This is a genomic window from Nonomuraea sp. NPDC048901, assembly GCF_040649695.1.
Lineage (GTDB): Bacteria > Actinomycetota > Actinomycetes > Streptosporangiales > Streptosporangiaceae > Nonomuraea.
Genome location: NZ_JBEZFW010000004.1, coordinates 109,510 through 135,841, shown reverse-complemented (window position 1 = coordinate 135,841; position 26,332 = coordinate 109,510). Strand labels below are relative to the sequence as shown.

The following is a 26,332-nucleotide window of genomic DNA, read 5'->3' as shown; positions in this document are numbered from 1 at the left end:
AGTGAATGATCATGCGGACCTCGGCCATGGCAGTCGCGGGAATGGTGATCGTCGCGGTCGCGGTCGCGATTTCCGCTGTAGTGCTCGTCCTGTCAGCGCCGGCTGGCAGGACCGTCCCATCGGCACCCGCCGCCTCCCAGCAGGTCACCGAAGAGGACGAGGAAGACGGGGAACGGGTAGCTCCCGGGACAGCATGGTCGCTGTCGCTCGACGGGGAGACCCGCCAGAGCCTCGTCGACGTCACGCAAAACGCGGGTGCGCGGGCCGCGCTGAGTGGGAGCGTATATTTCGGTGCCGTATACGGGCAGAGCGAAGCCGAGGACGATTACTATGCGATCGCCATGGCCGACAGGATCCACTTCTGGAGCAAACATGGCGGCGATGCCTGGCGTTATAGGGGCGACTTCGAAAAGGCGGGCTGCATAGCCCCGGTGCCGTCCAGGCTGTACACCGCATGGGGCTTGAGCCTCTCGACGGCACGGCCGGACGGCCGGCCTCCTTGCCCTGACGCTCAATAGGTAGACGCCAGAGCCTTGAGCGTGGCCGCGCCGCCGGGGTCGCGGTCCGTGCTCACCGGCACCAAGGCGACCTCCTCCACCCCGGCCGCCGCATAGGCCGACAACCGCGCAGCGACCGCGTCCACGTCGCCGAGCAGCGAAACCGAGGCGACCAGCTCGTCAGGCACAGCGGCGAACAGCTCCCGGGGATGCGGCCGGGTGCGTGCGAAGGCGACGACGTCGGCGAAGCCCGCCTCGGCGAACATCTCGCCGTACCCGGGAGCGGGTAAGTACCCGACCACCGCCCGCCGGATGCGATCGATGGCCTCGCGGTCGGGGTCCACGGCGGCAGTGACCCAGGCGGCCACGGACGTGGCCGGATTGACGGCGCGCAACTGGGCGACCAGCCGTCCGGCCGAGGCAGGCGTGATCAGGTTGAGCACCATGCGGTCGGCCAGGGCGGCGGTCCGGACGGCCGACGGCCCGAAGGCCGCGACCAACAGTCGCGAGCGCGGGGCGGGCAGCCGGAGGCGATAGCCGTTGCTCGACACGCTCGTTCCGGTGAAGTCGGAGCGCTCGCCGGCCAGCAGCGGCCGGAGGGCCTCGACGGCTTCCCGCAGCGCGGTCGCGGAGCGGGCGCGCGAACGTCCGTGCCAGCCCTCCACGACGAGCGGGCTGGAGGTGCCCACGGCGACGTCCACCTGCCGTCCGGTCAGCGCGGCGACCGAGGCCGCCCCCATGGCGATCATCATCGGATCGCGTACGGACACCGCCAGCGGGCCGATGGTGAGACCGATCCGCGAGGTGGCCAACCCGACGGCGGTGGCCAGGGCGAAGGCGTCATAGGTGGCCATCTCGCCGATCCAGAGCGACGGATAGCCGAGCTCGTCGGCGGCGCGGGCCGTCAGCAGAGCCTCTTGCGCGGGCCGATCCTGCCACAGCCCGAGGGAGACCGTCAGCGAAGGATTCACGCCAGCTGCTCTGCCCGTACCCAGGTGGCGTGGAAGCCGAGCGGGACCCGCTGCGGCAGCAGCACGCGGGCGATCGGGCCCTCGGAGATCCGGGCGGCGTGCAGGATCTGCACCTCGGAGCGGCCCTCCCGCTCGTCGGTGACGAAGCTGACAAGGTAACCGTCGTCCTCGCCGGTCGAGCCGTCGCGGGGGGCGAAGGGCGCCTCGCTGCCGTACCGGCCGGGGCCGTAGGAGTAGGTCTCCTTGGCGCCGGTGACGTTGTCGTAGCGGACCAGGCCGTCGAAGAGGTTGGTCTCGGCGTCGGCCACGGTGACGTTGTAGGCGTACCGCGTGGGGTGGCCGGTGGAGCGCGTGTCGATCGAGGGGAACTCGGTGTTGTGGTCGGCGTCCACGTACTCCTCCGAGGTGCGGCCGGTCCGCAGGTCGAAGCGGTAGCGGTACATCCGCGCGTCGAGCTTCAGATAGGAGATCATCCGCGCCAGCGGCGAGCCGGTGCTGGACGGCGCCGGGCGTGAGACCCGGCAGACGTCCAGGACGATCTCGTCGCCCTCCTCCCAGGCGTTGACGACGTGGTAGATGTAGCACGGCTTCGCCTCGAACCAGCGGATCTCGTCCGCCTGACCGCGTCGTGGGAGCACCCCGAAGCGGGCGGGCAGCTCCCGGTCGAAGGTCAGCTTGTAGCGGCCCTGCCGGGCGGCGTCGAGGTCCTGGTAGAGCGGCAGGTCCATGAGGATCGCGTGGTTCCGCGTGATCGCCATGTCGTGCGGCAGCCGCGCCCCCGGCAGGTCCAGTTCCACGCTGTGCTCGACGCCGCCGCCGGGCCCGACCACGCCATAGCGCAGGTACGGCGGGCGCGGGCCGTAGTCGAACCAGAACAGCTCTCCGGTGCGCTCGTCCACCTTGGGATGCGCCATGAAGTCACCGTTGAGCGTGTCGAGGAAGGTGTCGACGCCGAGGGTCTCCAGCGAGAGCGGGTCCAGGCTGTACGGCGCGCCGCACAGATACCACGAGGCCAGCACCCTGCCCCGATGGAAGATCACATCGGTGTTGGCCGTGTCCTTGAAGGGCAGGCCGCGCGCGTTGCCGAACGGGTTGCCCTTCGGGTTCTCCATCACGCCGGTCCAGAGCGAGCGGCCGGCGGCCGACTCCGCCTCGAAGGCCCTGGTACGCACCCAGCGGTTGCGGTAGCGGGCCCGGCCGTTCTCGAAGTGCACGGCATGCACCATGCCGTCGCCGTCGAACCAGTGGTATCGGCCCGTCACCGGAAAGCGGGCGTTGGGACCGTTGCGGAGGTAGACGCCGTTGAGGTCCGCGGGAATCCGCCCGATCACCGTGAGCTCGTCCGCGGTGATCTCGTCCTGGACCGGGGCGTAGACGCCCAGCAGGTACGGGTTTGGCTCGCCCGATTCATCCGCCATTACGACAATGTCGGCCATGCCTTGGAAGCTATGAAAAGCAAATTCAGGCGTCAATATCCGGGCGTTGACGGCCTCATTTCCGCTTTCTAGTGTTGCGGCCACCACCCCACGGACGGGAGTCGTGATGACGCATTCCGCCGAACAGATCGCCCGCTACACCGCCAAGGGCTGGTGGACCGGTGACACGATTGACCAGCTCCTCAGGACGCAGGTGGCGGCCCGGCCCGACGACACGGCGATCGTGGACCCGCTGAACAAAATGCTTGAGGGTCCGGTGAAACGGCTGACCTGGGGACAGCTCGGCGCGGAGGTCGACCGGGTGGCCGGCGTACTGCGCGCACACGGGGTCGGTCCCGGCGACGTGGTGGCCGTTCAGCTGCCCAACAGCGTCGAGCTGGCGGTGAGTTTCCTCGCGACGGTCCGGCTCGGCGCCACTGTCACGCCGTTCCCGGTGCAGTACCGCGCGTACGAGCTGGCCCAGCTGCTGCCGCTGTCCGGCGCCGGGCTACTGGTCACCGGCCGGGAGTCCAGAGCGCCAGCGGGCACCCCGACACTGTCGTGGCCGGACGACCTGGAAGGCGTGACCGGCGACGAGGTGCCGCGGCGGGCGGCCGACCCCGCCGAGCGGGTGACGATCTGCTGGACCTCCGGCACCGAGGCCACTCCCAAGGGCGTGCCGAGGTGCCACTACGACTGGCTCGCGGTCGAGGCGATCTGTACGGCCGCGCCCGCGCTCACCGGCCAGGACGTGATCCTCAACCCATTCCCGATGGTGAACATGGCCGGCATCGGCGGCGTCTTCCTGCCATGGCTGCGGGTCGGCGCGCTGCTCGTCCAGCACCACCCCTTCGATCTGCCCACTTACCTGGCCCAGATCGCGGCCGAGCGGGTCACCTACACCCTGGCTCCGCCCGCGCTGCTCACCCTCCTGCTGCGCGAGAAGGCGATCCTCGCCAAGGCCGACATCTCCTCGCTCACCCGGATCGGCTCGGGCGCCGCCCCGTTGCCGCCGCCGATGGTGCGCGGCTGGCAGGACGAGCACGGCATCGCGATCATCAACTTCTTCGGCTCGAACGAGGGCATCGCCCTGCTGTCGGACCCCGCCCACATGCCCGACCCGGAGGTCCGCGCCCGTTTCTTCCCGCGGCCGGGCGCGCCGGGGGCGCCTGAGCTGCTCGATCGCGTGCGTACCAGGCTGGTCGCGCCGGACGGGAAGGAGATCACCGAGCCGGGAGTCCCCGGCGAGCTGTACCTGAGCGGTCCCACGGTCTTCGCGGGCTACCTGCGGGGCACGGCCTCGGTGGACCCGTTCGACGAGGACGGCTACCTCAAGACGGGAGACCTCTTCGAGATCGCCGGCGACCGGGGGCAGTACCTGCGCTATGTCGACCGCGCGAAGGACATCATCATCCGGGGAGGCATGAACATCGCCCCCGCCGAGTTGGAAGCCCTGCTCGCCGGACACCCTTCGGTCGCCGAGGCGGCGGTCGCCGGCTACCCCGACGACGTGCTCGGCGAGAAGGTCTGCGCGGTCGTGGTGCCCAAGGGCGAGATCGACCTCGAGTCGGTCGTCGGTTTCCTCAGGGACCAGGGCATCGCTTCCTACAAGCTCCCCGAGCGGCTGGAGATCGTCGAGGCGCTGCCGCGCAACCCCGTCGGCAAGATCCTCAAGCGGGAGCTGAAACTGTGATCCGCGTCCGGGGCGACGGAAACCGTCCCTCAGGGACGGCGAAGTGCACCTCGGTACGGCTGAGCTCCTCACCGCACGAGCGGCACCGCGGGCACGGGCGGTACGGCTGACCGCACGCGCGATGGGTGACGCGCAGGTCGGTGTCCGGCGGGCCGGTGTACCACCGCTGCGCCCAGTCGACGACGTAGGCGAAGATGCCGAAGAAGTCCAGGCCCTTGTCGGTCAGCTGATACCCGGGCTCTTCCACCACGAGCACGCCCAGCTCCCTGAACCGACGCAGCCGGTTGGACAGCACCGACGGGGCCACGTCGAGCTCCGCCCGGAAGTCGGCGAAGCGCCGGGTGCCGAGGAAGGCGGCCGCGAGTATCACCGTGCTCCAGCGATCGCCCAGCAGGTCGAAGGTCTCGGGGAAGTACGACAGCGGGTCAGCGGCGGCCTTGCCGCGCAGGGTCCTGCGGTGATGGCGCGGCACCGCCACCTGGGCGAAGGTGGCCACGCCCCGCACGATCTCGGCGTCATGGGCGGCGACCGGCGCCTGGCCGCAGCCCGCGCAGCCCAGCTCCACGTCGGTACGGTTGCCGCAGACGTCGTGCGTCAGCTCCGACAGCCCTTGGCGGTCCGGCACCCACCTGCGCTCCCATGACCAGATCTCCACCAGCATCGGCCACAGCTCGATCGCGCGCTCGGTCAGCCGGTATTCGGTGCGGGTACGACCTTGCTCCCGGTAAGGGGCCGGACGCAGCAACTCCCCCGCGACCAGTTCCTTCAGCCGGCTCGCCAGCACCGACTCGGACATCCCCAGTTCGTCCCGCCAGTCGGCGAAGCGCCGGATGCGCAGGAGGAAGGCCCGCTGAAGGATCAGCAAGTTCCACTGATCGCTGATCGCCAGCAGCGCCTGCCCGATCGCGCTGGGCCGCTCCGCTTCCGTCACCCGCTCTGCCCCCGTTCCGCGCCGGCCTGTCACTTCGGTGACGGCCGCTCTCTCTGAAAAAAGCCATCCGAGCGTCTCGGCGCGGCACTCCCTGACCGGCGCCCCCGCCGGACGGTCCAGGGCCTGCGCCGAGACGCTCAACCGCAATGCACGTTGTTCAGTCGGAGGACCATACGAGGCAGCTCTTCCGCTTTTCTTCCGTTCTGATTCCGAAGCTGACGGACTGCGGAGATCGCTAGGCGTAACATGGGGGGCACAGGGGGCAGGAGTGCAGCACTATCGGATACTGGGGCCGGTCTCGGTAGACGGGCCCGGCGGTCCGATCGAGTTGGGCTCGCCGAAGCAGCGCACCGTGCTGGCCGCGCTGTTGTTGAACGCGAACCGCACGGTGTCGGACGACCGGCTGATGTTCCTGGTGTGGGGGGAACACGCCCCGCGCACCGCCGTCGGCCGATTACAGGTCTATGTCCACGAGTTGCGGGCGCTGCTGGGCAGGGGGCTGATCAGCCGCGTCGGCACCGGTTACCGCATCCACACCGGCGGCGGCGAGGTCGACCTGGAGGTGTTCGAGCAGCTCAGGGCTGCCGCCTGGGAGGATCTGGCCGGCGGTCGCCCCGAGGCCGCGGCGCGGCGGTTGCGTGCGGCGGTGGCGCTGTGGCGCGGGTCCGCGCTCGGCGGCGCCGGCGAGCTGCTGATCGAGCAGGAACGCCCCGGGCTGGAAGATCGCCGGGTCGGCGCACTGGAGGAGCTGTTCGAGGCCGAGCTGGCGTTGGGCCGCCACAGCGAGATCGTGGCCGAACTCCGTACGGCGGCGGCCGAGCACCCCCTGCGCGAACGCCTGCAGGGGCAGCTCATGCTGGCGCTGCACCGGTGCGAACGCCGATCCGAGGCGCTGGCGGTCTTCAGGGACACCCGCAATCGGCTGGTCGACGAGCTGGGCATCGAGCCGGGTCAGACGCTGCGGGAGCTGCACCAGCAGCTCCTGACCGACCAGGCAGGACAGGACGAAGCAGGGCAGACGATCCAGACCGTACGTCCCGCGCGTCCCGCCGAGCTGCCCCGCGACATCCGTGGCTTCGCCGGGCGCGAGCGCGAGCTGGCGTGGCTGGACGACGCGTTGGACGCCAGCGGCGCGGTGTGCGTACTCACGGGAACGGCCGGTACGGGCAAGACCGCGCTGGCCCTGCACTGGGCCCACCGCGCGAAGAGCCGTTTCCCCTCCGGCCAGCTCTATGTCGACCTGCGCGGCTACGACGCCGAACACGAACCCCTGACCACGGCCGCGGCCCTGGCCCGGCTCCTGCTCTCCCTCGGCGTCGATCCCTCGCAGGCGCCCGGCGGCTTCGACGCGCAGCTCGGCCTCTACCGTTCGCTGCTCGCCGAGCGTACGGTGCTGCTGGTCCTGGACAACGCCCGCTCGGCGGAGCAGATCGACCCGCTGCTGCCGCCGTCGGGAGCGGCGCTGGTGACCAGCCGTCAGCACCTGGGCGAACTGGTGGCGCAGGCGGGGGCCGAGCAGCGCTCGCTCGGCGCTCTTCCCGAACGGGACGCCCTCGCCCTGGTCGGCGGCATGCTGGGCCCCGCTGACAGCCCGTCGGAAGCGGCGGCCCGCGCCGACCTCGTCCGGCTCTGCGGCGGCCTGCCGCTCGCGCTGCGCATCGCCGCGGCCAACGCCGCCACCCCGTGGAGCGGGACCGCGGCCGTGGTGAACGAGCTGACCTCGGGAGACCCGCTGACCGGCCTCACCGTCGACGGAACCGACCACAACCCCGTCACCCTCGCCTTCTCCGTGTCCTACCGCGCGCTCTCGGCGGCCGACCAGCGGGTCTTCCGCGTGCTGGGGCTCGTACCGGGGCCGGACTTCACCGTCGAGGCGGTGGCGTCGGCCGCCGGCGTCCCGCTCGCCGAGGCGCGTACGGCGGTCAAGGTCCTGGCCGCGGCCCACCTCGTCGAGCACCATCGCGCCGACCGGTTCAGGCTCCATGACCTGGTACGGCTCTACGCAGGCGTGGAGGTCGGCGGCGATCCGGATCGCGACGCCGCTTGGAGCCGGTTGTTCGACCACTATCTGCGTCTTGGCGACGCCATCGCCGCCTGGTGCGCCCCTGACGAGATCCGGCTGCCGGGGCACGCCTCACCGGTGGCCGGTTCGCCGGTCCCGCCCAGCGCCGAAGAGATCTCCAACCTGGTGGCCGCGCTCGCGCAGGCGGCCCGCCGCGATCCCGATCCCGGGACGTGGCGGCTGGCCGAGCAGGTGTGGATCATCTGCAACAGCACCGGTCGCCACGGCGAATGGCTGGAGATCGCACCGACCCTGCTCGCCGCCGCCGAGCAGACTGATATGCCTGCCATGCAAGCCATGTTGCATTACGGGATAGGCAAGAGCCTGTTCCGTGCGGTTCGCCGTGAGGAGGCCGTGCGGCATCTCGAACAGGCCGCCAGTATCGCCACCGCGTGCGGCTGGCGGGAAGGTGAGGCCGAGTCCTGGGCCAGCCTGAGCTTCGCCCTGGAATGGACGGGCCACCTTGAGCAGGCGATCGTCCACAACCGCCGAGCGGCTCAGCTCTTCACCGAGCTCGGCTCGGTCGTCGGCCGCACCCGTACCCTCAACAGGCTCGGCATGCAGTATCACCACATGGGCCAGTTGGAGAGCGCGGAGCGCTGTCGGCGAGAGGCGCTCAGTCTGAGCCGCGAGCACGGACTGGCCTACGCGGAGGCGAACGACCTGCGCGATCTCGGCGCCGTCCTGGTGGACCAGGGCCGCTACGACGAGGCCGAATCCACCCTGACGGAGGCGGTGAACCTGTTCGGCGCCTTGGGCGCGTTCGGCGCGGCCCACGCGTACACCTGGCTCAGCCGGTTGTACTGGGAAACCGGGCAGTGGTCGGCCGGCCGCACGGCGGCGCGCCACGCCCTCGGTCTCTCCCGCGACCAGGGAGACAGGCTCATCGAGGCGGCGGCCCTGATCGCGCTGGCCGACACCGAGATCCGACTCGGCCTGCTCACCGAGGCGGCCGAGAACCTGGACCTGGCCGACGAGTTCAACGCCGCCGCGAGCCTGCGGTGGCACCAGAGCTACGCCGCGGTCGCCCGCGCTCGCCTCATCGCCGCCCAAGGCGACTTGGCGGGCGCCATCCGGGTCGCCCTGCTCGCTCGCGACACCGCGCACCTCAACCGCTACCGCCTGCCCGAGCTCGCCGCCCTGACCGAACTCGCCACTCTCTACAGCGACCGGGGCGACCGCGCCGAGGCCGGGCGGGCGGCCGAGCAGGCTCTCCGGCTGTGCCGCACGATCGGCCACACCCCCTGCGCCGACCGGCTGGAACCGTTGCTCAAGTGAGTCCGGGGAACGGCTAGCGCAGGGTGGCGGTGAAAGAGCGGCCGTGGGCGTGGCGGGTCGACGCCTGGATCAGGGTGCCGCCCGGCACCCGGCGTACCGTCACCCCTTCGTCGGCCGTGTCGAGCCTGAGGGGCGCGCCGGCCAGGACGACCGTGACGCGGTCGCGTTTCATCGTCGGGTCGGACAGGGCGACGACCGTGCGCTTGCCGGACCGGACGATGACCGAGGCGGGGCCGTCGATGAGCAGGCGCTCGGCATGCCGTGGCCCGTCGGTGAAGACGTTGGCGGCGACGAGGCCCAGGGTCTTGTGCTTGATCGCCTGCACGTGCCGGTCGTTGGCCAGGACGGTCAGCGGGCCGTTCGCGTAGCCGCGCAGGCGGGCCTCCGTCGCGTTCGGGACCAGGGCGTAGGCGAGGGCGGTGACGCCGCCGGTGGCGGGGTGGGTGACCGAGGCGGTGAAGACGTTCTTGGTCACGTTGGTGTCGGGGTTGCTCGTGCGCACGACCCTGCGGCTGCGGGTCACCGTCTCCAGCCCGGCCGCGACGGGCTGCCGGGTGAGGAAGGCGTAGCCGATCGCCGTACGACGAGTGCCGTTGGCGTAGCGCAGCCAGCGCGGCGGCGTGGTGTCGCCCGTCTGCCAGGGCCGGCCGGTCCAGCTCTCGCCGGTGAGCGCGACCGCGTCGCCGGGAGCGGCGATGCGGCTGTCCACGGTGGTCACCGCCGCGCGGCCGCCCTGACCGGAGATGCCCGCGGCCAGCACCACGATCTCGTCGTCGAGCAGGAACCAGGACTTGGTGGCGCGGGCGTTCTGGTAGGCGACGAAGTCGTCGGGCAGGATGCCCGCCTGCTTGGCGGTGTACGCGGCGTCGTCGGACTGGACCATGCCGGACACGCCGTACGCGCCGAGTGTCGCGCCGCCGGAGAAGGCGTTCTCGGCGCGCGGGAAGTACACGTAGGTGTTCTGGGACTCCGAGGAGGAGGTGAAGTTCAGCGGGTGGCCAGGGTTCTCGTACCAGAGTCGGCCGTACAACTCGGGCACCGTCCGCCGGTCCTCCACCGGCGCGGTGATCCCGGCCAGCCGGTACGGCGAGACGGCCGTGTAGTAGTCGACGCCGAAGGCCTCGCGCTGATCTTCGCCCGCGAGGTAGAGGTAGTGCGCGCCATCGCCCTGGAACCAGGGCATGAGGTTCTCGCCGCTCATGTACTCGTACTTGCTGATCCGGTCGGAGCTGCGGGCCAGGGCGAAGGCGTAGCCGGGGCGCCGGTGGACGGTCCTGTCCATGGCGTTGAACGCCACGCAGCGCTCGGGCGCGTTCAGGTCGGCGGCCGGGATGGCGGCGTCGGCGCGGATGGCCGCGTAACGGGCGATGCTGACCGGGGAGGCGAAGGCGGCCGTGTCGGCGGCCGGCAGGAACTTGACGTACTTCTTCAGCGCGAGCGCCTCGGCGGCGGTGACGTGGTCGGCCAGGTCGGCGATGGCCTCCACGATGACCCCGACGTCGGCGTAGCCGGTGCCGGTGCGCGAGACCGCCCGCCCCTTGACGATCTCCATCAACCACCCCTCGAAGATCAGCGGGGCGAAGCCGTCGTTGACCCAGCGGTACACCACGCCGGGCAGGTCGGGGACGCCGGCGCTCGCCGCGCCCTCAAGCGTCTTGAGGGTCTGTACGACCCGGGTCAGCAGGCTGCGCCCGTACGAGCCGGTGTAGGCGACCGAGTCGTGCTGGATGAAGGACCCGTCGCGGTAGTAGCCATCGGTGACCCCGTGCTGGAGGTTGTAGGGGTCGACCGTGGCGAAGACGGTGGCCAGGTCGGTGATGGCCTTGCCGACACGGGCGTCGTCGCCGGTGAGCGCGCCCTGCAGAATGCGGTTGGCGGTGATGTCGGCCAGGTTCGCCCCGGTGTGGAAGCGGGAGTCGAGGTCGACGTCGCCGTTCTTGCCGTTGCGCAGATAGGCGTCCATCGAGGCGATGTAGGTCGCCGTCAAGTCGGGCCGTTCCTCCCGCACCCGGTCGGCCAGCAGGGCCAGCGTCCTGCTCACCTGGGTGGAGATCCCGATCTCCCAGTTGAACCAGTTGCCGTAGTAGCCCTTCGACTGGTCGCCGTAGTAGCGCTCGTGCAACCACCGCAGACCGTCGATGACCCGCCGCTGGGCGGCGGCGTCCTCGTTGAGCCCGCCGCCGGGCGTGCGGGTCGCCAGCGCGATCTCGTACAGGTATTGGAAGGCCAGCCGCAGGTTGGCGTCGTCGGTGCCGAGGCTCAGACCGGCGAACAACTCGCCGTCGGCCGCCTTGTCCATGGCCGTCAGCCGTTGCTTGGCGGTGTTGAGGATCGACGCGAGCTTGGCGGCCACCTCGGGCCGGGCGTTGACCTCCGGGGTCCCCGCGAACATCGCCACGGTGTTGGCGAGCAGCCGCGCGTGATCGACCCCCGCTGCGGCGTACGAAGGGGAGACTGCGGCAAGCAGACCGGCGGCGGGGAGCAGGGAGAGAACCTGGCGACGAGACATGTGCGGCACAGCGGGCTCCAGGCCGTCGGAGGATACGCCGGGCTCACCCTACATGATCTACGTTTGTCGGCCCAGGCCCGTGATGAGCGGCCCGGCAACCGTGGGCTGCCGGGCCGGACACCGGTACGTCAGGGCCGGGCCACACCGAGGTTGGCCGGCAGGAACAGCGGGCCGATCGTGAAGAACGACGGGGAGTAGGGGATCTCGTCGGGGTCGATCGCGAGGCTGAGATCCGGGAATCTCCGGTACAGCGTCTCGAGCGCCACCCGGCTCTCCAGCCGGGCCAGCCCCGCCCCGATGCAGTAGCGCGGGCCGTGGCCGAAGCCGAGGTTCCCGCTCGACTCGCGGGTGATGTCGAACTGGTTCGCGCTCGGGCCGTGCTCCGACGGGTCGATGCCGGTGGCCTGGAAGACCACGCCCACCGCGTTGCCCTTGGGGATGGGCACCCCGGCGATGGTCACGTCCTCCGCCGTGAAGCGGAAGCTGGTCATCATCACCGAGTGGCGGTAGCGCACGGTCTCCTCGACCACGTCGGCCCACCGGTCCTCGGCCTTGGCCAAGGCGAGTTGGTCGGGGTTCTGGGCCAGCGCCACGATGGCGTACCCGAGCAGGTGCACGGTGGTCTCGTGGCCGGCCACGAGCATGATCCACAGCACGCCGACCAGTTCGTCGGTGGTGAGCCTGTCATCCTCGTCGTGGGTCTGGACCAGGCCGGAGGTGAGGTCGTCACCCGGCTCGCGCCGCTTGCGCTCCACCAGGGCGTGCAGGAACGCCCAAAGGTCGTTCTGGGTCGCGAACGCCACCTCCGGCGGAGTGGTGTGCGCGAGCAGCGTGGAGGTCCAGTTCCGCAGCCGCAGCCGGTCCTCGGGCGCCACGCCGAACAGCTCGCAGATCACCCACATAGGCAGCGCCTCGGTGAAGGCGGGGACCAGGTCCACACCGTCACCGGCGGCCGCCACCTCATCGAGTAACTCATCGACCATCTGCTGGATCCGCCCCTCCATGGCCTGCACCCGGGCCGGCGTGAAGGCGCTCATGATCAGCCCGCGCAGCCGCCGGTGGTCGCCGCCGTCCATGGTGGACAGGTGACCGCCCTGGATGATGGCGCGCAGCGGCCAGTCCTCGGGGATCGATCCGTCGTGGAGGGCGGGCCAGTGCTTGGGGTCTCTGAGGAAGGTCTTGTTGTCCCCGGCGAGGATCTCCCGTACGGCCTTGTGGGTCAGGGCCAGGTAGGCGGGCACGCCTCCTGGGAATTCCACCTCCACCACGGGAGCGATCTCCCGGAACCGGATGCAGGTGTCGAGCGGGTTCTCGTCCACGACAGGGAAGGAGGGGAGGTTCGTTGCCATTTGACCCCTTGGGTGAGGAGATCGTGAAGTGCGCAGTGATCCCATCACATATGCCGGGTGATCTCCAAACAACACAAGTCGGCAAGCAGTAACACGATGGTTTCCTACCGTTCGCGCACGGCCCGCCGGTACGGGGAGAGCGCCAGCGTGGCGCCCATGATCAGGGCCGTCAGCAGGTGAAGGCCGTACCACAAGGGGGCGGGGATACCGCCCAGGACGGTATCGGCCGGCCGGTCGTCGGCGGATCCGTAACCGGAGAGGGCGCCGAGCAGGACCAGGCCGAGGCCCAGCAGCGCGAGCGAGTATCGGAGCCGGCCGAGCAGGATCCAGACGGCGGTGCCCAGGATGAGCAGGATCGAGGACTCGTGGTGCAGTTGCCGTAGGAGCGCACTGCCACGCACCTCGAGGGTGAGCTCCAGAGTGGAGGCGTAGGCGCTGCTCATCATGACGCCTCGTAGCGGTGCGTAGCTGCCGCTGTAGACCGCCGACTGGCCGCCGAGCGAGTAGAAGCTGTCGGGCACGTGGAAGAGGACCAGGAAGCCGCCGGTGAGCACGACCATCACGAAACAGTAGACGAGCATCTCGCCTACCAGCTGCCGCGTCCGTTCCATTGGGATATTTCACCAGAAAAGGCCAACAGGCGTCATTGATTTCCTGTCAGGCTTCGTATCTAGTGAAGAAGGTGCTCTCGCGGCAGGGGGTTCCCGAATACCCGCCCGCGCAAGAAACTCGTCTATGGAATCGCTTACTGGGAGGCGATGACCGTGCGCGTGGCATTCATCATGGCCAGGGCATCATCCGCGCCTATCGGCGCGCTCAAGACGGTCTACTCCTATGCCTCCCGCTTGGGGGAAAGGGGTCATGACATTCTGCTCGTCCACCCGCGGCGGCCCGTACGCCACCCTCTCGGGCCGCCGACCAGGGCTGCCGCGCCGATAATGCCGGCGGACGCCCATCCGCACCCGTGGTTCTCCGCCGGGCCGCGGACCCGCAGCGTTTTGGTATCCGACCCGGCCGACTTTCTCCATACGCTTTCCGGACCGCACGATCCCTTCGACGTCGTACTGGCGACGACCTGGCAGGTCGTGCCGCTTGTGGCCGCGCTTCCCGCGTATCTGGGCCTTAAGGCATTGTTCTTGCAGGACTACGAAAGCTATTTGCGGCCCGACGGAGCGGCGCGGGAGGCGATGGAAGCGGCCATGCGTACCGGCTGGCCCATCGCCGTGGGCGCGCGGCGGCTGCGATCCATCGTCGAGAACGTTTCCGGCGCGCCGTGCGCTCTGGTGGAATGCGCCGTCGACAGCTCGACCTTCTTCCTGCGGACCCCGATCGACTCGGCGGAACGGGTCCTGGTCGGCTTTCCGGCGCGCCGCGAATGGTCGAAACGGACCGGCGACGCGATCACCGCGTTGGAGCTGGCGCGGGAGGCGCGCCCCGGGGTGGTGCGGGCGTGGTGCTTTGGCGCGTACGACGCCGACCGGCTGCCCTTCTGGATCGAGCACCATCCGGGGCCGAGCGACGCCCGGCTGCGCGGCCTGTACAACCGGTCGGCCGTGTTCGCCGTGCCGTCGGAGTACGAGGGATTCGGCTTTCCCGGCGCCGAGGCCATGGCCTGTGGGGCCGCGCTGGTCACGACGCGGAACCACGGCATGGAGAGCTACGCGGAGCACGACCGCACGGCGCTGCTCTGCCCGCCGCGAGATCCGGAGGCGCTGGCCGAGGGCGTCGTCCGGCTGCTCGACGACGCCGCGCTACGGCACAGGCTGGCCAGGACCGCGGTCAAAGAGGTGGTTCAGCGGACGATGGACGACGCGGTCTCGGACTTCGAGACCTGGCTCCTGACGATCCGGGAAGCCTCGCCACGCTGAAGGTTTGTCGGTGGCGCGGCCTAGTGTGGCATGCGTGGATGTCCGGCCGACAGAGGAGATCATCATGAGGAGATCGTCGTGACCACGCTGTCAGATCGACCCAACACCGCGTTGCTGGTGATCGACGTCCAGAACGGCATCGTGGCGGACACGCACCAGCGTGACGTGGTCGTCGCCAACATCGGCACGCTCGTCGGCCGGGCTCGCGAGGAGGGCGTCCCGATCGTCTGGGTCCAGCACTCGAGCGAGCAGTTGGCGAAGGGGAGCGACGCCTGGCAATACGTCCCGGAGCTGGTCCGCCGGGAGGCGGAGCCGTTGGTGCACAAGACGTTCGCCGACTCCTTCGAGGACACCGACCTGGAGGAGGTGCTGGCCGGGGCCGGAATCGGACGCCTGGTCGTGACCGGCGCGCAGACCGACGAATGCATCCGGTCCACGATCCATGGGGCCTTCGTGCGTGGCTACGACGTGACGCTCGTCGGTGACGCGCACACGACGGAGGACCAGAGCGCGTGGGGCGCCCCGCCGCCGGACAAGGTCATCGCGCACACCAACCTCTATTGGCGCTACCACACGGCGCCCGGCCGCACCGCCGCGGTGGTGGAGACGAAGGATGTGACGTTCGGCGACTGAGCCGACGACATCCTCCGTCTCCACCGGTTTTAGGCGTCGGCGTTCTGGGCGTTCCGTTCGGCGTCCCGCTTGACCCGCTGGATCTGGTCGTCGGTGACGACGAGGTCACCCAGCTGCCGGACCGCCTGGTAGTACGTCCAGGCGAGGCCGTCACAGGTGGCCTTGGAGACTCCCGAGTATCCGGCGCACACCTGCTTCATATCGAAATAGAAGGCGCTGTCGATACGGTCCTTGTTGGCCGGGAATTGGCTTACGGCCTTGTAGTTTCGGTAGCCGAAATCGTGTCGGCGGCACGGCATCCGGAAATCGAAACCGAGGGGCTGGTCGGGGCTGCTGGAGCACAGGTCGGTGGACCAGTCGAAGGCGTAGTCGGCCCAGGCCGCCTGGTTCTGCCAGGCGGCGCGCCAGGAGGCGGCGCTGGCGGCGGTGGGCTGGCTGAATCCGGAGAGCGCGGCGAGTTTCTGCTCCAGAGTCACAGCGTGGGCCGGTAGGGCGAACGCGAGGACGGCGATCAGGGAGGTGACGACGGCGGCTAACGTGGCGAGGGATCGTCTGACCATGAGGACCTGCTTCTCTTGCCCGGGGGGTAAATGGTCATGGCAAGGTTCACCTGACGGTCTAACGATGAAGCGAAATCCCGGGCAATGCAGAAGCAGATCTTGCTTAATTTCCCCCAAGAAGTTCGAGCAAAACGGACATTTACCTCTAGTCGGTGGGCTGAGTCAGATTCACCGGCGAAGGGCGTTCGCAGGTGCTCGTGATGGTCACCGCCGCGCCGGAGTGCGCCGAGGCCAGCAGCGACTCCATGACGTCGAGCACGTGGAAGGCCAGCGAGCCGCTCGTACGAGGCTCCTCGCCCGCCGGGGTCGCGGCGAAGTCGGCCAGGCCCACCCCGCGCCCGCCCTCGACGTAGCCGGCCGCCACGGGGAGAGTCCGCCAGTCGCCCTCACCAACCCCTGAGACCAGGACGGATCCGTCGAAGTAGTTCGGGTCGGGCACGACGAGCGAGCCCGTCTCGCCGTGTACTTCGATGTTGGGCGCCTTGGTCGCCGCCCCGTCGAAGCTCATCACCAGCGTGGACAGCGCTCCCGAGGTGTGGACGAGCACTCCGGTGACGTGCGTGTCCACCGTCACCGGGATCTCCTCGCCCTGGCGGGGTCCGGAGCCGATCGTGCGCTTGGCCCGCGTACGGCTGGCCGCGCCGACGACCGACGCCACCGGGCCGAGCAGCGTCACCAGGCTGGTCACGTAATAGGGGCCCATGTCCAGGAGCGGGCCGCCGCCGGGGACGTAGTAGAAGTCGGGGTTCGGGTGCCAGCGTTCGTGACCGGGCGTCATCATCGTCGCGGTCGCCGCGATGGGCCTGCCGATCAGGCCGTCGTCGATCGCCTTGCGCGCAGTCTGCGTACCCGTGCCCAACACGGTGTCCGGCGCACACCCCACCCGCACCTGAGCGGCGCCCGCCGCCCGCAGCATCCCGGCGGCCTGCTCGGCGGTCGCGGCAAGGGGCTTCTCGCAATAGACGTCCTTGCCCGCCGCTATGGCCTGGAGCGCGATCTCGGCGTGGGCGGCCGGAATGGTGAGGTTGAGCACGATGTCGATGCGCGAGTCGGCCAGCAGCTCCGCCACGCTCAGCACGTCGACGCCCGCATAGGGCCGCACCGCCTCCCGCGCCCGGTCAAGGTCCAGATCGGCCACCGCGACGAGCCGCAGCTCCGGCAGCCGGTCGATGGTCTGGAAATACTGCGCCGAGATGGCGCCGCACCCCACGACGCCCACGTTCACCGGCTGGCCCACAGCATGCCCCTCTCAATGATGGTGCGTACGTTCTCGTCCTCCAGGACGTCGAGGCTGTGCCCCGGGGTCGCGACGAAGATCCGCCCGCTCCCCCACCGCCGGGTCCAGATCGCCGGCGAGGTGACCTCCCGATGCCAGGGGTCCCACGGGCGGACCTGCTGCGTCGTCGTGGCGAGCACGTCGATGTAGTCGTCCGTCAGCACCCAGTACTGCTCGGTCACGAGGCCGAAGTCCGCGATGCCCTCCGTGATGGGGTGATCGGCCGCTTCGGGCAGCATGTTCACGGTGTACGGGACGAAGTTGTCCGCCGCCGTGCCCTGCCGCTCGGCCGGCTCCTTGCCCGGATGGCAGGCGAACTGCCCGCCGATCAGGTGCAGATAGTCGGAGGAGTTGCGGTAGGAGTCGGCGATGCCACCGTGCCAGCCCGCCATCCCCGTGCCCGACTCGATGGCGGCCCGCAGGCCGTTGAGCTCGGCCGGCTCGATCGTACCCATCGTGTAGCACTGCACGATGAGATCGATCCCGGCCATGAACGCGGAGTCCGCGTACGGCGCCGGGGAGTCCGCCCGGCTCACCTCGAACCCCTGCTTCTCCAGGTAGGGGATAAAGAGCTCGGTGGCCGCGACCGGGGCGTGCCCTTCCCAGCCGCCCCGTACCACCAGCGCCTTCCGACGATGATCACCCGACATGCTTACATCCATCCGCTCGGCAGTCGACGCCTCCGATCATCGCATTGACCACCAAAGCGGGCAAAAGGTTAGATGCCGCTCGATTTGACCGGCGAGCTGGTGATTCGGCGAGCCAGGGCCCGGCCTGCCGGCAGATCGGCGACGAACGCTCGGAGGAAAGCGGTGATCTGTTCGAGGTCGCGCCCCTCGGCGGCGGCGTCGATGGATCGGTAGAGATCATCTTCGATCGTGGCGATCTGCCGGGCGAGACGCCTGCCCTCTTCGGTGAGGGACAGCTCGATGTGGCGGCGATCGTGCGCGGACACCTGCCGGTCGATGAGGCCCATCGTGGTAAGCCGGTCGACCAGGCGGCTGGGGCTGTTGCCGCTCTCGCAGACCAGCAGTTCGCCGAGCCCGTTGAGCGTGAGGGGCTGACGATCGGCGAGGATGCGGAGCACCTCGGCCTGGGAGGGCGTGACTCCGAGCGGCTTGAGTGCCTGGCCGAGCAGCCGGTTGCCTTCGCGCTGCGCGGCCAGGATCAGGTAGCGGAGTTCTTCAGCGGGTCGCATGTGAGTAAGCCTGTCGCCTCTTGGCAAGTGCTGCCATCACGGACGCCAGTCGGGCGGCCGCTCCCGGATCGTGGGCCGGCAGGATCACCAGGCCCGGGTTCTTCTCCCGCAGCGTGTTGATCGCCTTGGTGGTGTCGTCCAGTTGCCGCCTGTCCCCTACCCCGGGCACATGGCCCTCGTGCAGCAGATGGGCGTCGTAGGTCAGGTCGCCGACCATGAGCAGCGGCGGGTGCCCGGAGCCACGGACCAGCAGTGACAGTGATCCGGGGGTGTGGCCGGGGGTGGGCAGCAGCACGAGACTGCCGTCGCCGAACAGGTCGTGGCCGGTCGCGAAGGGCGCGAGCCCGGGATCCTGGATGTCGCCGAACTCGATGTGCCGCCAGCGCAGCCCGGGGATGTCGATGTGGGACCGCAGCAGCCCTCGCAGCTCGGGCAGGGCTCCATCGAGCGTTCGCCATTCCGTGCCGCTGACCACGATCTCGGCGCCGGTGAGCTCCCGCAGTCCCCCGATGTGGTCCTGATGCAGGTGGGAGATCACCACCGTGTGCACGTCCGCGATGTCGTAGCCGGCGGCGGCCAGCTGGGCGGTGAGGGTGTCGCCGGGGCCGATGTCGAAACGGGCCAGCCGGTCGTACATCACTCCCGTGATGCCGCCGGGGAAGTAGCCGACGTTGGTCACCGACGCCCGATCCTGGCCCGCGTCGAACAGCACCAGCCCACGCTCGTGCTCGATCACATAGACGTTGATCGGCAGCGGAGGCGTCCACTGGCGCGAGGTGAACAGCCACCAGTACATCGGTTTGCGGGTGGCGGCCACGTGCTCCGGGTGGATCGACACAGTCCCGGTGCTGACCACGGATACCTGCTTGATCGGGTTGATCATCTCGTGTCTCATGGGGATTACATTACACGACATATATGTCGTGTCAACTATCTCAAGACTGAGAGCGCGTATCACGGCGCTGTCAGGCCCGTATCAGCGACGGCGGCCATCGTCCTACCTGCACGCCAGAACGTACGAGATCTCGCCGGGAACGGTCGGGAGAAGAGGAGACACACGATGTCGCAGGAGAAGCTGACCGAGTTCGTCGAGGCGACGGCCAAGGAGTTCGGCATTCCCGGTGTTGCCGTGGGGGTGCTGACCGGCGGCCAGGAGCTCGTCGCCTCTCACGGGGTGACGAGCCTCGAGAACCCGCTGCCGGTCGATGACAAGACGCTGTTCCCCTTGGCCTCGGTGACCAAGTCCTTCACCGCGACCGCGCTGATGCGCCTGGTCGCGGAAGGCAAGGTGGAGTTGGACGCGCCGGTACGACGTTACGTACCCGAGCTCAGGCTCGCCGACGAGGCCGCCGCCGCGCAGATCACCGTGCTGAACCTGCTCAACCACACCGCCGGGCTGGACTGGAACCTGATCGACACCGATGAGGGCGCCGGTTCCCTGGCCGCGTTCGTGGCGAAGCTGGACGAGCTGACGTTGATCGCGCCGCCCGGCGCCCGGGCCTCCTACAGCCAGGCCGGCTACAACCTGGCCGGGCGGGTCATCGAGAAGGTCACCGGCCTGCCTTTCGAGAAGGCCGTGGCCGCGCTGGTCCTGGAGCCGGTGGGGCTGTCGAACACCTTCTTCGATCACGATGACGTCATGATCCGGCGGTTCGCCGTGGGCTACAACCGCGGCGAGGACGGCACCATGCGCGCCGCGCGGCCCTGGACGTCGTGGCGGGCCGGCTCGCAGGCCAACTACCCCGGCGGCGGCAGCGTGTCGTCGGTGAGCGACCTACTGCGCTGGGCCCGGTTCCACCTCGGCACCGGTGACGGCGTGCTGCCCGCCGAGGCGCTGCGGCGCATGCAGGAGCCGACCGTCGAGCTGCGGGCCAGCACGCTCGGCGACGCCTTCGGCATCTGCTGGTTCCTGCGTGAGGTGGACGGAGTCCGTACCTTCGGGCACGGCGGATCGGGCAACGGTCAGTTCGCCGAGCTGATCATCGTGCCCGAACACGACTTCGCCGTCGTCTCCCTGGCCAACGGCGGCCCTGACGGCTACCCCTTCAACCAGGCTGTCGTCCGCTGGGCACTGGAGAACTACCTCGGCGTGGTCGACCGGGACCCCGAGCCGATCCCCTACGACGAGGCTCGGGCGCGGCAGGTCGTCGGCCGCTACGAGATCGACGCCATGAACCTCGACATCGCCACGGACGGGCTTCAGCTCACCCTTGAGGTCGGGATCAAGCCGGAGATCCGCCAGGCATCGGATGCCGACATGCCGCCGGACTACGCGCCGGCCGCCTTCGGGTTCCTGCCCGGCGACGGTGACGAGTACATCATCACCGAGGGCGGGCTGAAGGGGCAGCGCGGCTACTTCAGCCGCGACGACAACGGCACGGTCGTGGGCGTCGACCTCGCCGGCCGGCTGTTCGGCCGGGCCACGGCCTCATCGTGATCGACCGGACGAGCAGGGGGCGGTCCCTGAATGTGCTGCGAGCGGCGCGTCGCGCGGCGCGCCGCTCGCAGTAGAGATCGCGTCGTCAGGTCTTGGCGAGCATGCCGTGCGGGTCGAGCACGTACTTGCGCGCGGCCCCCTCGTCGAACTCGTGGTAGCCCCGCGGCGCGTCGTCCAGCGAGATGGGCGTCGCGTTGACGTTCTTCGCGATCTGCACCCGGTCGTTGAGGATCGCCATCATGAGCTGGCGGTTGTACCTCATGACCGGGCACTGGCCGGTGACGAAGGAGTGCGACTTGGCCCAGCCGAGGCCGAACCGGATGGACAGCGAACCGTGCTTGGCCGCCTCGTCCTGCGCACCGGGGTCACCGGTGACGTACAGGCCGGGAATGCCGAGCGCGCCACCCGCCCGGGTGATGTCCATCAGCGTGTTGAGCACGGTGGCGGGACGCTCCACGTCCGACTCTCCGCCGTGGCCGCGGGCCTCGAAGCCGACGGCGTCGACGGCGCAGTCCACGACCGGCTCGCCCAGGATGTGCTCGATCTGGTCCTTCGGCTCGCCCAAGGCCACGTTGATCGTCTCGCAGCCGAAGGTGTGGGCCTGGTCCAGCCGCTCCTTGTTCAGGTCGGCGACGATGACCACGGCGGCTCCGAGCAGGAACGCCGAGGTCGCCGCGGCCAGGCCGACCGGGCCGGCGCCGGCGATGTAGACGGTCGATCCCGGCTTCACCCCCGCGCTCACACAGCCGTGGAACCCCGTCGGGAAGATGTCCGCGAGCATGGCCAGGTCGAGGATCTTCTCCATGGCCCGTTCCTTGTCGGGGAACTTGAGCAGGTTCCAGTCGGCGTACGGCACCAGGACGTAGTCGGCCTGCCCGCCTACCCAGCCGCCCATGTCGACGTAGCCGTACGCCGAGCCGGGCCGGTCGGGGTTGACGTTCTCGCAGACGCCTGTCTTGCCCTCCTTGCAGTTGCGGCAGCGGCCGCAGGCGATGTTGAACGGTACGGACACGAGGTCGCCGACCTTGGTGAACTCCACATCGGAACCGGTTTCGATCACCTCACCGGTGATCTCGTGGCCGAGGATGAGGCCCGGCGGGGCCGTGGTGCGGCCGCGGACCATGTGCTGGTCGCTGCCGCAGATGTTCGTCGCCACCGTTTTGAGGATGGCGGCGTGCGGTAGTTTGCGCCCTACGTTGGCCGGGTTTACCCCTGGGCCGTCCTTGAGCTCGAATTCGGGATAGTCGGTCTCGCGTACCTGGACGTTGCCTGGCCCCTCGTACGAAACTCCCCTGTTGCCGGGCATGATTCCCCCTTGCCCGATAGGTGGCGGATGTTCGTTCGCTCACGTGGTCACGGATCACCCCCCATGGCCGGGGCGCCAGCGGCGGCGGCCGATGTGCCCCACTCGGTCACGGATCCGGTCGTCGTGCGGGCGCCGGGCCGTCGGGATGTCACTCGCGGTGCCCTGAGCGGCCTCGGGCAGATCCTGTCCCCGCGCGCCGATGATCTCTCCGGCGGTGCCCTGCTCGGCCGTCACGGGCAGCTCGCGCATCGGGCGGGCCACCAGGTCGTACACCACGACGGCCAGCACCGCACCGATGATCGGGCCGGCAATGTAGACGCCGTACTGCCACCATGGCGCGCTACCGCCGAACACCGTGGTCGTCAGGTACGGCCCGAACGTACGGGCCGGGTTGACGGAACCACCCGTCAGCGGGCCGAGCACGAAGATCTCGCACGCCACGGCCAGTCCGATCATCCAACCGGCCCAGCCGCTCGGCGCCCGCCGGTCGACCGCCAGCGCCATGATCGTGAGCAGCAGCAGGAACGTCCCCAGTCCCTCCAACAGGATGCCCTGCCCATAGCTCACGCCCTGGCCGAGCGCGGTGAGCCCGACGCCGTTGTCCACCGCCCGCCGGCCGAACCCGCCCACGATCAACAGCCCGCCGGCAAAGGCGCCGACGAGCTGGGCAACGATGTAGAACGGCACTTCCGACCACGGGAACCTGCGTCCCGCGGCGAGGGCGATGGTGACCGCCGGGTTGATGTGCGCGCCGGACGTACTGCCGAAGGCGTAGATGACGAGCGCGACCACCACGGCGAACGAGAACGAGATGATGCCCAGCGCGGCGTAGTCGAGTCGGCCGTTCTGCATGACCAGCGCGGCCACCACGGACCCGGCACCGAAGAGAACCAGCAACATCGTTCCGATGGCTTCCGCGACAAGACGTCGCGGCAGGTCTCCAACCATCGCAACCCCCCGATGACGATGGTTTATCCCCAAACTCGAATATATACCCGCCGTCCAGCAGAGACCCAGGTCAGGGTGGTTGGCGGGGTGGCTGTTGGAGTGGTGCTGGGGTGGCTGTCGGGGGTGATCAGAGACAGCGGCGATGAACCTCGTCCACTCGTTGTGTCAGCCCACTCCGGTCGAGATGTTCGAGCAGCGGCACCGCGACCCGCCGACTGGTGTCGAGGGCCCGCCTGGCCTGACTGACCGTGAAGGGCTGCGGCAGGCGGCGCAGCAACTCTGCCGCCCGTACGTCCGCGCCAGGCAGGAGCACGATCCCCTCGGCCACGCGCAACAGACGCCCAGCCCGTACGGCCGCCGCCACCTCCCGCGACCCCAGCCCCAGCTCAGCCAACCGCCCAGCCTCCGGCGCCTGGAAGGGGTGTGCCGCCAACTCTCCCCTCAGCCGCTCAACCGCCCGCGCCACCGGCTCGGGCAGCCCGGCAGGCCGAGTCACGATCCGCCCCTCGGCAAGCGTGAACGGCGCCCGCACCAGCGCGGCGACCAACTGCCGGTCGGGCAACCCGAGCGCATGGCGGGCCGCCTCGATCGGCATGCCAGGCTCCAGGGGGTGCTCGATGGCGTACCGCCGTGCCGTGTCGGCCAGCCGCTCGCCCAGCTCGGCCCAGTACTCGGGATCGGCGTACCAGTCCCCGCACACCGGTCCCTCGCCCAGGTCACTGGACGTGCCGATCATGGCGGTCAGGTCGGCCGCGCGCAGCAGCCGGTGGATGCGCAGGGCCGAGGCGGCGTCCGGGACGGCCGATTCCAGCCGGGCGGCGTGCGCCCGCGCCGCGCCCCGGCGGCCGAGCGCGGGCGGGCGCACGTCGAGCACGCTCGCCCCCGCCAGCACCCGCACCTCGGCCCGGTCGCGGCCAGGGTCACGCAGCAGCAGCACGTCTCCGAGGTGGAGCGGGAGCGGGCGGGCCAGGCGCAGCCGTACGACGCGCCCGCCAAGCGTACGCACCTCGCACGTCACCGCCACCGACCCGATGTGCGCGGTCAGGCACCGGGGTAGCCGCCACTCCTCCCCCCTTCCCCGGCCACTCACCAGAACGTCACCGCCGCTTCCTCCCGGACCGTCAGCCGCTTCGGGACCGGAGCCGGTGTCCCGGAGGGTCCCGACTGGGGTGATCCGGACGTCGACCAGGTCCGTGTACGTCCACTTGCCGGGTGTGACCAGCGCCCGGCCCCGCTCGGGCAGACCATGACCGCGCTCCGGCAGCCTGTGGCCGCGCAGGTTGACCGCCACCCTGGCGACGCCGGTCACCGAGGACGACGGCTCCTTCATGGACTCCAGCGCCCGCACCCGTACAGGCTCGCCGTCCAGCGCCAGCTCGTCACCCACCGAGATGGCGCCCTCGGGCAGGGTCCCGGTCACGACCGTCCCGCTGCCCGGCACACTGAACGCCCGGTCGATCCACAACCGAACCGGCGCCTCCGGATCGGGCGCAGGCAGCGCGGCAACCAGCCGATCCAGCGCCTCCCGCAGCTCATCGAGCCCCTGCCCGGTCCGCCCACTCACCGCCACCGCCTCAACCGCACCACGGCCACCACCACAGCCCAGTCGGGTCACATCCGGGCGCTCTCCGCCCAACCCGGCCGCATCCGGACGCGCCCCACCCAACCCGGCCGAGGTCAGGCGAGTGCGTGCCTGGTCGAGGGCCGGAGCCGGGTCGGCGAGGTCGGCTCGGGTCACCGCGAGCAGGCAGTGCCGTACGCCGAGCGCCTCCAGCGCCACCACATGCTCCTCGGACTGCGGCATCCAGCCCTCGTCCGCCGCCACCACGAACAGCACCGCCGGCACCGGACCGACCCCCGCCAGCATTGTGCTGAGAAACCGCTCATGCCCCGGTACGTCCACGAAGGCGAGGCGCCGCCCCGAAGGCAGCGTGGTCCACGCGTACCCCAGTTCGATCGTCAGCCCCCGCCGCCGCTCCTCCTCCAGCCGATCGGGCTCCATCCCGGTGAGAGCCCGTACCAGCGTGGACTTACCGTGATCGACGTGACCCGCCGTGGCCACGACGTACATCAGCCGCCCGCCTCGAAGCCACTCACCCCGAGGCCACTCGCCCCGAGGATCGCGCGGGCCACATCATCGTCGCGGTCGCCGGGAACGGTGCGCAGGTCCAGCAGCAGCAGCCCGCCCTCGATCCGGCCGACCACCGGCGGATCACCGGCGCGCAGCGGTGCGGCGAGCCGTTCGGGCAAGCTGACGGCGGCACTCGGCAGCCTCACCCCGGGCGCCCCGCCACCCCCGACGGCGGCCTGGCTCGGCACCGCCCGAGCGTCGACTCCCGCCTCGGCGAGCCGCCCGGCGAGGGCCGCGGCACGGTCGCCGAGCGCCGCCGGATCGGCGTGCAGCGCCAGCCGGACGGGCGTGACAGGACCGCGGATCGTAGCCTCCAGCGCGGCCAGCGTCAGCTTGTCGACCCGCAGGGCGCGGGCGAGCGGGTGCCGCCTGCAGCGTTCGACCAGGTCATGGCGGCCGAGAAGGAGACCCGCCTGGGGTCCGCCGAGCAGCTTGTCACCGCTGGCCGTCACCAGGTCCGCCCCGGCCGCCAGTACGGTCGCCGCGTCCGGCTCCTCGGGCAGCAGCGGCTCGCGCGCCAGCAGCCCCGAGCCGATGTCGGCGACAACGGGCACACCGAGCCCGGTCAGCTCGCGTACCTCGACGGAGCCGGTGAAGCCCTCGATCCGGAAGTTCGACGGGTGCACCTTGAGCACGCATCCGGTCTCCGGCCCCACGGCCGCCGCGTAGTCGCGGTAGGAGGTGCGGTTGGTCGTACCGACCTCGCGCAGCCGCGCCCCGGTGGAGACGAGCAGGTCGGGGATGCGGAACCCGTCGCCGATCTCCACGAGTTCGCCCCGGCTGATCACGATCTCCCGGCCGGCGGCGAGTACGGTCGCCACCAGGACGAGCGCGGCGGCGTTGTTGTTGACGACGTGCACGTCCTCGGCGGCCGGCACGGCACGGGCGAGCGCGTCCAGCGCCCCCCGCCCACGCCGGGCCCGAGCGCCGGTCTTCAGGTCGAACTCCACGTCGGCGGCACCGGCCGCGGCGACCATCGCCTCGATCGCGGCGGACGACAGGGGCGCCCGGCCCAGGTTGGTGTGGACCAGCACGCCGGTCGCGTTGATCACCGCACGCAGGCTCGCGGCCCGCGGCGGAAGCGCCGCCACCGCCGCGTCGGCGACCTCCTCGGGACCGATCTCACCGCTCCGCGCCCGCTGCTGCGCCCGCGCCACCGCGTCCTTGACGACCGACCGGCCCAGCCGCCCACCCGCCGCGACCAGCCGCGGATCAGCGAGTACGGCATCCGTACGGGGTACGTGCCTGCGTGGGTCCACCCTTCGAAAAT

At 70.1% G+C, this 26,332-nt stretch carries 21 protein-coding genes; 6 read left to right on the top strand and 15 right to left on the bottom strand.

Going from position 1 to position 26,332, the window contains the following annotated elements:
- The first annotated feature begins 5 nt into the window (after nucleotides 1–5).
- A complete protein-coding gene (locus AB0C30_RS14550) occupies nucleotides 6–518 on the top strand; it encodes a hypothetical protein (RefSeq protein ID WP_357943354.1) in 513 nt (170 codons plus the stop codon).
- Here the strand turns inward: AB0C30_RS14550 and AB0C30_RS14545 are convergent.
- Nucleotides 512–1,468: an LLM class F420-dependent oxidoreductase gene (locus tag AB0C30_RS14545; protein ID WP_357943352.1), complete on the bottom strand. Its 957-nt coding sequence runs from the start codon at nucleotides 1,466–1,468 to the stop codon at nucleotides 512–514. The genes AB0C30_RS14550 and AB0C30_RS14545 overlap by 7 nt on opposite strands.
- The gene (locus AB0C30_RS14540; RefSeq protein ID WP_357943350.1) at nucleotides 1,465–2,904 is read right to left on the bottom strand and encodes a carotenoid oxygenase family protein; all 1,440 of its coding nucleotides are present in this window, start codon (nucleotides 2,902–2,904) and stop codon (nucleotides 1,465–1,467) included. The genes AB0C30_RS14545 and AB0C30_RS14540 overlap by 4 nt, the downstream gene beginning before the upstream one ends.
- A gap of 106 nt (nucleotides 2,905–3,010) precedes the next feature.
- Here AB0C30_RS14540 and AB0C30_RS14535 point away from each other — a divergent pair, with 106 nt between their 5' ends.
- Entirely contained in the window at nucleotides 3,011–4,576 is a 1,566-nt protein-coding gene (locus AB0C30_RS14535) for a class I adenylate-forming enzyme family protein (RefSeq protein WP_357943348.1), read from the top strand.
- Here AB0C30_RS14535 and AB0C30_RS14530 read toward each other — a convergent pair.
- Complete coding sequence (locus AB0C30_RS14530; RefSeq protein ID WP_357943347.1) at nucleotides 4,554–5,507, bottom strand: helix-turn-helix domain-containing protein; 954 nt, start codon at nucleotides 5,505–5,507, stop codon at nucleotides 4,554–4,556. The genes AB0C30_RS14535 and AB0C30_RS14530 overlap by 23 nt on opposite strands.
- A 268-nt stretch (nucleotides 5,508–5,775) precedes the next feature.
- On the opposite strand from AB0C30_RS14530, the gene AB0C30_RS14525 reads away from it, so the two are divergent.
- Entirely contained in the window at nucleotides 5,776–8,847 is a 3,072-nt protein-coding gene (locus AB0C30_RS14525) for a BTAD domain-containing putative transcriptional regulator (RefSeq protein WP_357943345.1), read from the top strand.
- A gap of 13 nt (nucleotides 8,848–8,860) precedes the next feature.
- On the opposite strand, the gene AB0C30_RS14520 is transcribed toward AB0C30_RS14525, so the two are convergent.
- The 3 genes from AB0C30_RS14520 to AB0C30_RS14510 form a co-directional block, all read right to left on the bottom strand.
- Nucleotides 8,861–11,356, bottom strand: coding sequence for a polysaccharide lyase family 8 super-sandwich domain-containing protein (locus AB0C30_RS14520; RefSeq protein WP_357943343.1), 2,496 nt, complete (start codon nucleotides 11,354–11,356; stop codon nucleotides 8,861–8,863).
- A gap of 128 nt (nucleotides 11,357–11,484) precedes the next feature.
- The gene (locus tag AB0C30_RS14515; RefSeq protein WP_357943341.1) at nucleotides 11,485–12,705 is read right to left on the bottom strand and encodes a cytochrome P450; all 1,221 of its coding nucleotides are present in this window, start codon (nucleotides 12,703–12,705) and stop codon (nucleotides 11,485–11,487) included.
- A 104-nt stretch (nucleotides 12,706–12,809) separates the two neighbouring features.
- Complete coding sequence (locus AB0C30_RS14510) at nucleotides 12,810–13,316, bottom strand: hypothetical protein (protein WP_357943339.1); 507 nt, start codon at nucleotides 13,314–13,316, stop codon at nucleotides 12,810–12,812.
- A 147-nt stretch (nucleotides 13,317–13,463) separates the two neighbouring features.
- Here AB0C30_RS14510 and AB0C30_RS14505 point away from each other — a divergent pair, with 147 nt between their 5' ends.
- Nucleotides 13,464–14,573 (top strand): glycosyltransferase family 4 protein, encoded by a 1,110-nt coding sequence (locus AB0C30_RS14505; protein ID WP_357943337.1) that lies wholly within the window; start codon nucleotides 13,464–13,466, stop codon nucleotides 14,571–14,573.
- A 78-nt stretch (nucleotides 14,574–14,651) separates the two neighbouring features.
- Nucleotides 14,652–15,206 carry a cysteine hydrolase family protein gene (locus tag AB0C30_RS14500; RefSeq protein WP_357943335.1) on the top strand — a complete coding sequence of 185 codons (555 nt, stop codon included), beginning with the start codon at nucleotides 14,652–14,654 and terminating at the stop codon, nucleotides 15,204–15,206.
- Between the two features lie 29 nt (nucleotides 15,207–15,235).
- On the opposite strand, the gene AB0C30_RS14495 is transcribed toward AB0C30_RS14500, so the two are convergent.
- From AB0C30_RS14495 to AB0C30_RS14475, 5 genes are all read right to left on the bottom strand, one after another.
- Nucleotides 15,236–15,766, bottom strand: coding sequence for a phospholipase (locus tag AB0C30_RS14495; protein ID WP_357943333.1), 531 nt, complete (start codon nucleotides 15,764–15,766; stop codon nucleotides 15,236–15,238).
- 145 nt (nucleotides 15,767–15,911) lie between these two features.
- Nucleotides 15,912–17,003 carry a Gfo/Idh/MocA family oxidoreductase gene (locus tag AB0C30_RS14490; protein WP_357943331.1) on the bottom strand — a complete coding sequence of 364 codons (1,092 nt, stop codon included), beginning with the start codon at nucleotides 17,001–17,003 and terminating at the stop codon, nucleotides 15,912–15,914.
- Nucleotides 16,988–17,692 carry a ThuA domain-containing protein gene (locus tag AB0C30_RS14485; protein ID WP_357943329.1) on the bottom strand — a complete coding sequence of 235 codons (705 nt, stop codon included), beginning with the start codon at nucleotides 17,690–17,692 and terminating at the stop codon, nucleotides 16,988–16,990. The genes AB0C30_RS14490 and AB0C30_RS14485 overlap by 16 nt, the downstream gene beginning before the upstream one ends.
- A gap of 68 nt (nucleotides 17,693–17,760) precedes the next feature.
- Nucleotides 17,761–18,240 carry a winged helix DNA-binding protein gene (locus tag AB0C30_RS14480; RefSeq protein WP_357943327.1) on the bottom strand — a complete coding sequence of 160 codons (480 nt, stop codon included), beginning with the start codon at nucleotides 18,238–18,240 and terminating at the stop codon, nucleotides 17,761–17,763.
- Nucleotides 18,227–19,135: an N-acyl homoserine lactonase family protein gene (locus AB0C30_RS14475; RefSeq protein ID WP_357943325.1), complete on the bottom strand. Its 909-nt coding sequence runs from the start codon at nucleotides 19,133–19,135 to the stop codon at nucleotides 18,227–18,229. The genes AB0C30_RS14480 and AB0C30_RS14475 overlap by 14 nt, the downstream gene beginning before the upstream one ends.
- 165 nt (nucleotides 19,136–19,300) lie before the next feature.
- Here AB0C30_RS14475 and AB0C30_RS14470 point away from each other — a divergent pair, with 165 nt between their 5' ends.
- Complete coding sequence (locus tag AB0C30_RS14470) at nucleotides 19,301–20,677, top strand: serine hydrolase domain-containing protein (RefSeq protein WP_357943323.1); 1,377 nt, start codon at nucleotides 19,301–19,303, stop codon at nucleotides 20,675–20,677.
- A gap of 85 nt (nucleotides 20,678–20,762) precedes the next feature.
- On the opposite strand, the gene fdhA is transcribed toward AB0C30_RS14470, so the two are convergent.
- The 4 genes from fdhA to selA all read right to left on the bottom strand — a co-directional run bounded on the left by fdhA (nucleotide 20,763) and on the right by selA (nucleotide 26,321).
- On the bottom strand, nucleotides 20,763–21,983 hold the full coding sequence (gene fdhA / locus AB0C30_RS14465; RefSeq protein ID WP_357943322.1) for a formaldehyde dehydrogenase, glutathione-independent: 1,221 nt from the start codon (nucleotides 21,981–21,983) through the stop codon (nucleotides 20,763–20,765).
- A 54-nt stretch (nucleotides 21,984–22,037) separates the two neighbouring features.
- Nucleotides 22,038–22,931, bottom strand: a complete 894-nt coding sequence (locus tag AB0C30_RS14460; protein WP_357943320.1) for an MIP/aquaporin family protein — start codon at nucleotides 22,929–22,931, stop codon at nucleotides 22,038–22,040.
- 127 nt (nucleotides 22,932–23,058) lie between these two features.
- On the bottom strand, nucleotides 23,059–25,002 hold the full coding sequence (locus AB0C30_RS14455; protein WP_357943318.1) for a SelB C-terminal domain-containing protein: 1,944 nt from the start codon (nucleotides 25,000–25,002) through the stop codon (nucleotides 23,059–23,061).
- Entirely contained in the window at nucleotides 25,002–26,321 is a 1,320-nt protein-coding gene (gene selA / locus AB0C30_RS14450; protein ID WP_357943316.1) for an L-seryl-tRNA(Sec) selenium transferase, read from the bottom strand. Before selA ends, AB0C30_RS14455 begins: the two co-directional genes overlap by 1 nt.
- Nucleotides 26,322–26,332 lie beyond the last annotated feature (11 nt).